At 31.6% G+C, this 6,167-nt stretch carries 6 protein-coding genes and 1 tRNA gene; 1 reads left to right on the top strand and 6 read right to left on the bottom strand.

Annotation, left to right across the window (positions count from 1 at the left end):
* The 4 genes from AADI82_RS13045 to AADI82_RS13030 all read right to left on the bottom strand — a co-directional run.
* On the bottom strand, positions 1–358 hold a 358-nt coding region (locus AADI82_RS13045; protein WP_341216865.1), incomplete at its 3' end, for a hypothetical protein.
* 201 nt (positions 359–559) lie between these two features.
* A tRNA-Arg gene (locus tag AADI82_RS13040) sits at positions 560–633 on the bottom strand.
* 351 nt (positions 634–984) lie between these two features.
* Positions 985–2,172 (bottom strand): glycine C-acetyltransferase, encoded by a 1,188-nt coding sequence (kbl, locus tag AADI82_RS13035; protein ID WP_341216864.1) that lies wholly within the window; start codon positions 2,170–2,172, stop codon positions 985–987.
* Between the two features lie 3 nt (positions 2,173–2,175).
* Positions 2,176–3,138, bottom strand: coding sequence for an NAD-dependent epimerase/dehydratase family protein (locus AADI82_RS13030; protein WP_341216863.1), 963 nt, complete (start codon positions 3,136–3,138; stop codon positions 2,176–2,178).
* 171 nt (positions 3,139–3,309) lie between these two features.
* Between AADI82_RS13030 and AADI82_RS13025 the strand changes: the two genes are divergently transcribed.
* Entirely contained in the window at positions 3,310–3,771 is a 462-nt protein-coding gene (locus AADI82_RS13025) for an Lrp/AsnC family transcriptional regulator (protein WP_034044594.1), read from the top strand.
* A 109-nt stretch (positions 3,772–3,880) separates the two neighbouring features.
* On the opposite strand, the gene AADI82_RS13020 is transcribed toward AADI82_RS13025, so the two are convergent.
* Both AADI82_RS13020 and AADI82_RS13015 read right to left on the bottom strand, forming a co-directional pair.
* Positions 3,881–5,392, bottom strand: coding sequence for an aminotransferase class V-fold PLP-dependent enzyme (locus AADI82_RS13020; RefSeq protein ID WP_341216862.1), 1,512 nt, complete (start codon positions 5,390–5,392; stop codon positions 3,881–3,883).
* 160 nt (positions 5,393–5,552) lie between these two features.
* Positions 5,553–6,167: FAD-dependent oxidoreductase (locus AADI82_RS13015; protein WP_341216861.1), on the bottom strand; the 615-nt coding region annotated here is incomplete at its 5' end.

Here is a 6,167-nt window from a genome sequence, read left to right as displayed (position 1 = left end):
GGCTATTTCTTATTATCTCTTGTAGCCTTTTCTTTCTATTTTCCCTTTCTTCAATAACCTTAATTCTTTCTTTTTCTTGAAAGTCATAATATAAATCCATCATTTCTTCATTAATCAACAAAAAATCAGAGTTTAAAACTCCTACCCATTCTTTATATTTTACTTTATAAATATCTTTTCCTAAGTAACTAATTACAATACAATCTTCATTCTTTTTAAATTGAGACAAAGATGTAGAAGATGCACTTAAGCTATCGTATAAAGTACCATCTTCGCTGAATTTAGTAGCAATAGAGGATTCTTGTGAATAGATACTATTTGATAGTATAATGCAAATAAATAGAAGAAAATTTTTCATAGTATTCTATTGCTAAACTAGTAAATATTATAACTAATCAAACAAATAATTTCATGTGTTTATATTTATTGCTTTTTAACTGTCACGTGCAACATCCATTTAATCATTTCCTTGGACATCAAGTTTTAGTTATGGATGTTTAATAATTTAAGGTAAATCTTAAAAACAAAAAAGCTTCACTACAAATAGTGAAGCTTTAAGTGAGCCCTGAAGGATTCGAACCTTCGACCGCCTCCTTAGAAGGGAGGTGCTCTATCCAGCTGAGCTAAGAGCCCTTAACCAATTACTCAAAAAATGTTTTCATTCTTGAGCGGTGCAAATATAAGTACCTCTGCTAAACAATACAACATAAATTTACACATTTTTTTTAATTATAAATATATTGCTTTCAAGAACTAAAATTTTTATTGCAAAGTCAGTATTAGCTAGATTGTTAGGTGTGATATGTCGTTTAACCTAAAAAATATCTACCTATATTTTCTTACTAATTAATTTTATGCCTGTACCCTTTTAGGGCGGGTCAATAATAGTGATCCAAAATTATACAAAGTTAATCAATAAACCATGTCAAATTTTAATTGTCCTTTAGTAAACGTATATTATACATTTAAAACTTACTCTAAATATTAAATAACATCCAATTTCTTTCCAACCTTTACAAAAGCATCAATAGCCTTTTTAATATGTGCTTTATCATGGGCTGCCGATAACTGTACTCTAATTCTAGCTTTTCCTTTAGGTACTACAGGGAAGAAAAAGCCAATAACATAAATACCCTCATCTAATAAAAGCTTTGCAAATTCTTGAGCAATTTTAGCATCATAAAGCATAATTGGAACTATGGGATGTGTACCTTCAACAATGTCAAAACCAGCCACTGTCATTTCAGAACGAAAATACATTGTGTTATCTTCTAGTTTGTCTCTTAATTCAGTTGTGTTTGATATTTTATCTAATACTTTTAATGTAGCTCCAACAATAGCTGGTGCCAAAGTATTTGAAAATAGATAAGGGCGTGAATTCTGTCTTAAAATATCAACTATTTCTTTTCTAGCAGCTGTAAATCCACCTGAAGCACCACCTAAAGCCTTACCATATGTGCCTGTAACAATATCTACACGGTTCATCACGTTATGATACTCATGCACGCCTCTCCCAGTTGCTCCCATAAAACCTGTCGAATGGCATTCATCTATCATTACTAAAGCATCATATTTATCAGCTAAATCACATATTTTATCTAATTGCGCAATGGTACCATCCATTGAGAACGATCCATCAGTTACAATTAATCTGCGTCTAGATGAGCTTGCTTGTTTTAGCTGTTCTTCTAAATCATCCATATTATTATGTATATATCTAAACCTTTTTGCTTTGCATAAACGAATCCCATCAATAATAGAAGCATGATTTAACGCGTCAGAAATAACAGCATCTTCTGCAGACAGTAAAGGCTCAAATAACCCGCCATTGGCATCAAATGCGGCGGCGTACAAAATACAATCTTCCATACCCAAAAACTGAGCAGTTTTCTGTTCTAATTCTTTATGAATATCTTGGGTCCCACATATAAACCTAACCGAGGATAATCCAAATCCGTGAGTTTTAATAGCTTCAATTCCTGCATCAATAACCTCTGGATGAGCCGCTAATCCTAAATAATTATTAGCGCAAAAATTAAGAACCTCTTTTTGAATCGTTGTATTTATTTCTGCTCCTTGTTTTGAGGTTATTACACGTTCATTTTTATAAAGTCCACTAGATTTTATAGTTTCAATCTCTTTTATTAAATCATTTTTTATAGTTCCGTACATAATTTATATCGTTATTGGATTGCTGTTGTATTTATTTTCTAAGTTTTTTAGCATATCTGCAGTCATAAGCTCTAAATTGTATTTCGGTTGCCAATTCCAATCGTTTTTTGCTTGCGAATCATCAATACTCATAGGCCAAGAATTTGCAATATCTTGTCTAAAATCTGGTTGGTAAGTCATTTGAAAATTAGGATAACTCTTTTCTATAGATAAAGCTAATTGTTTAGGGTTAAAACTCATACCAGCGATATTGTAAGACGTTCTAATAGTTATTTTTTCTTTTGGAACATCCATCAATTCAATAGTTGCTCTAATGGCATCCTCCATATAAATCATAGGTAACATGGTTGTAGCATTTAAAAAACATTCATACGCTTCATTGTTTACTGCTTTATGAAAAATATCTACAGCATAATCTGTAGTTCCGCCTCCTGGTAAAGATTGGTACCCAATAACCCCTGGATATCTAAGGGAACGCACATCTAATCCGTACTTTTTATAGTAATAGTTCGCCCAATTTTCGCCAGCAGCTTTACTAATACCATAAACGGTAGTTGGTGTTAAATTTGGTGATTGTGGCGTATTTTCTCTTTGGATATTATCGCCAAATACAGCAATTGAGCTTGGAAAAAATACTTTATTTACCTGGTTAAGTCTAGATACTTCTAATACATTAAAAAAAGTGCTCATATTTATATCCCAAGTGCTTAAAGGTGAGCCTTCTCCTTTTGCAGATAAAATAGCTGCCATATGATATATTTGGGTAACTTGATATTTTAAAACAATAGTTTTTATGGCATCAAAATCTGTAACATCAAGTATTTCAAATTGACCTTTAAATTCTGTGTTACATCTTAAATCGGTAGCTATTACATTAGCAATACCATATTTTTCTTGTAGCTTTTCTGTTAAAACGATACCCAATTGACCGCTAGCTCCTGTAATTAATATAACGTCTTGATTCATTTATATATAAAATTTCGAAAAGATAAAATTATAAATTTCATTAGGTATATAGTTAATTAATCTTCTTATAAATAAAAAATAAGTATTTTTATCTTTTAATTAGAGATATTAAAGCAATAATAACTTAAAAAGATATTAATAATACATTCAAAAAAGTAATTTTATCTTCAAATGGAAAGACTGGATGAAACCGATTTAAATATTCTAAGAATTCTTCAAAAAGATTCTAAAAAAACAACTAAAGATGTCGCAGAAATGCTTAATCTCACTGCTTCACCTGTATACGAACGCATAAGGAGATTAGAAAAACGAGGCTATATAAAAAAGTATGTGGCACTGCTAAATAAAAATTTCTTGAATATACCTATAACTGCAATTTGTATGGTATCCTTACGCTACCATAACGAAGGCTTTATAGATAAATTCGATATGCAAATTAAAGCATTAAAGGAAGTACAAGAATGCTATCATATGGCTGGAAAGGTAGATTTTTTCCTAAAAATAAATCTTGAAAGTCTTGACGAATATCATGAGTTTGTTCGATTAAAATTATCTAAAATTGAAAACATTGGTGTTTTGGAAAGTTATTTTGTTTTAAAAGAAATTAAAGCTACTACTGAATACTTTATATAATTACTAATAAGAAAGCTTCACAATTTATTTTATTAAATACTATATTTTATAGAAATGTGGAGTTCTTGATTTTATCATTTTTTACAGTATCAGACATATTTGTAATTTACTATATACTAAACCAATCTTTAATAATTTCTTTTTCAATATCATGATCTCCTTTATGCATAAACTCATTTTTAATAGCATTGTACTCATAGTCTTTTCCCCATGCATTAAAATTTTGAGAAACGACCTCTATAGCATCACAAATAAAATTAACCTCTTCGTTTGTCATGGTTGGATGTATAGACATACGCACCCAACCTGGACGCTCGATGAAACACCCGTCAAGTATCTTTTTTTCTATAGATTTTGATGTTTGCTCGTCTACATTCAACAAATAATGACCATAAGTTCCAGCACAACTACAACCGCCTCTAGTTTGTACTCCAAATTTATCATTTAAAAGTTTTACAATTAAATTGTAATGAGCATCATCAATATAAAATGAAAACACACCTAGTCTATCAGTATGATTTTCTGCTAGAATACGTAGATTTTTTATTCTTTTAAGACGTTCAAATATGATGGCATTTAACTCATGCTCTCTATCTAAAATATTCTGTACACCCATCTTTTCTTTCAATTGAATGGATAAAGCTATTTTAATAGCTTGTAAGAACCCAGGGGTGCCTCCATCTTCTCTAGTTTCAATATCATCTATATAATCATGGTCACCCCACGGATTTGTATAATTTACTGTACCGCCACCAGGGTTATCTGGTACTAAATTTTTATATAGTTTTTTATTAAAAATTAAAACACCTGAAGCTCCAGGACCACCTAAAAATTTATGCGGAGAAAAGGTAATAGCATCTAAATATTCATCTTCATTTTCTGGGTGCATATTTATATTTACATAGGGTGCAGAACATGCAAAATCTACAAAGCATAAACCGTTATTTTGATGCATAACGCTAGCTACTTCGTAATAATTTGTTCGAATACCTGTAACGTTGGAACAGCCTGTAATAGCGGCGATTTTTATTGGACAGTCCTTATGCGCTTCTAGTAATTCTTTTAACTTGTTTATACAGGGTAAACCTGCTTTATTTGAAGGAATTACTTTTACTCTTGCAATGGTTTCTAACCATGAAGTTTGATTTGAGTGATGCTCCATGTGAGACACAAAAATAATAGGGCGTTTCTCTTCCGGAATTTGAGTATGGTCTTTTAAATTCTCATTAATTTTTAAGCCTAAGATTCGTTGAAACTTATTAATGGCTCCCGTCATACCTGTACCAACCGTAATCAAAACATCATCTTTTGATGCATTTACATGTTTCTTAATAATGTTTCTCGCATTATGATAAGCCAGTGTCATTGCAGAGCCTGTAATAGAGGTTTCTGTATGTGTGTTAGCTACATAGGGGCCAATATCATTTAATAATTTTTCTTCTATAGACCTGTAAAGTCTTCCGCTGGCTGTCCAATCGGCATAAATGATTTTCTTTTTACCGTAAGGCGATTCAAACTCTTGGTTTATGCCTATAATTTCATCTCGAAAAGGCTTAAAGTAGGCTTCAAGATTTGATGTGCTTTTTTTATTGTTGAAAATATTTTTAGGTGTATTGACCATAAGTTATAATTGCTTAACTAAAATAGTGTCAATGATACTTTTTTTAAGACTATATCTAAGTAACTTTTGTTACGTTAATCATTGATAAACATTACTTAGTAGCTTTTCTAATCAAACTAAAATTTAAAATTTTAGCATAACTAAGATAACTTTCTAAAACTTAGTGCACTTTTGCCGCCAAATAACGCTCCGCATCTAATGCTGCCATACAACCTGTTCCTGCTGCTGTTACTGCTTGTCTGTAAACATGATCAGCTGCGTCTCCAGATACAAACACTCCATCTACATTAGTTTTTGAGGTCCCTGGTACATTAATAATATATCCTGTTTTATCTAGTTTTAAGTAATCCTTAAAAATATCAGTATTTGGTTTGTGCCCAATAGCTACAAAAAATCCTGTTGCTGGAATATCTTGTTTCTCATTGGTTTTATTATTAAATACGCGTACACCAGTAACTACTTGTCCGTCGCCCAAAACCTCATCAGTTTCAGTATTAAATAGTATGTCTATATTTTCAGTGTTCTTCACTCGTGCTGCCATAATTTTAGAAGCTCTAAACTCATCTCTACGCACTAGCATTGTTACTTTTTTGCAAAGTTTTGACAGGTAATGTGCTTCTTCGCAAGCCGAATCTCCTGCGCCAACAATCACTACTTCTTGATTTCTGTAGAAGAATCCATCACAAACTGCGCAAGCCGAAACACCACCACCAAGCTTTAAATATTTTTGTTCAGATTCTAATCCTAAATATTTGGCTGATGCTCCTGTTGATAT

Source organism: uncultured Wocania sp. (assembly GCF_964021735.1).
Classification (GTDB): Bacteria; Bacteroidota; Bacteroidia; order Flavobacteriales; family Flavobacteriaceae; genus Wocania_A.
The sequence above is the reverse complement of the archived record's forward strand: the minus strand, read 5'-3'. Positions and strand labels throughout refer to the sequence as shown.

Coding starts and splice junctions, on each gene's coding strand:
- kbl (WP_341216864.1), bottom strand. CDS start 2,172: ATGTACGGAACTATAAAAAATGATTTAATAAAAGAGATTGAAACTATA.
- AADI82_RS13030 (WP_341216863.1), bottom strand. CDS start 3,138: ATGAATCAAGACGTTATATTAATTACAGGAGCTAGCGGTCAATTGGGT.
- AADI82_RS13025 (WP_034044594.1), top strand. CDS start 3,310: ATGGAAAGACTGGATGAAACCGATTTAAATATTCTAAGAATTCTTCAA.
- AADI82_RS13020 (WP_341216862.1), bottom strand. CDS start 5,392: ATGGTCAATACACCTAAAAATATTTTCAACAATAAAAAAAGCACATCA.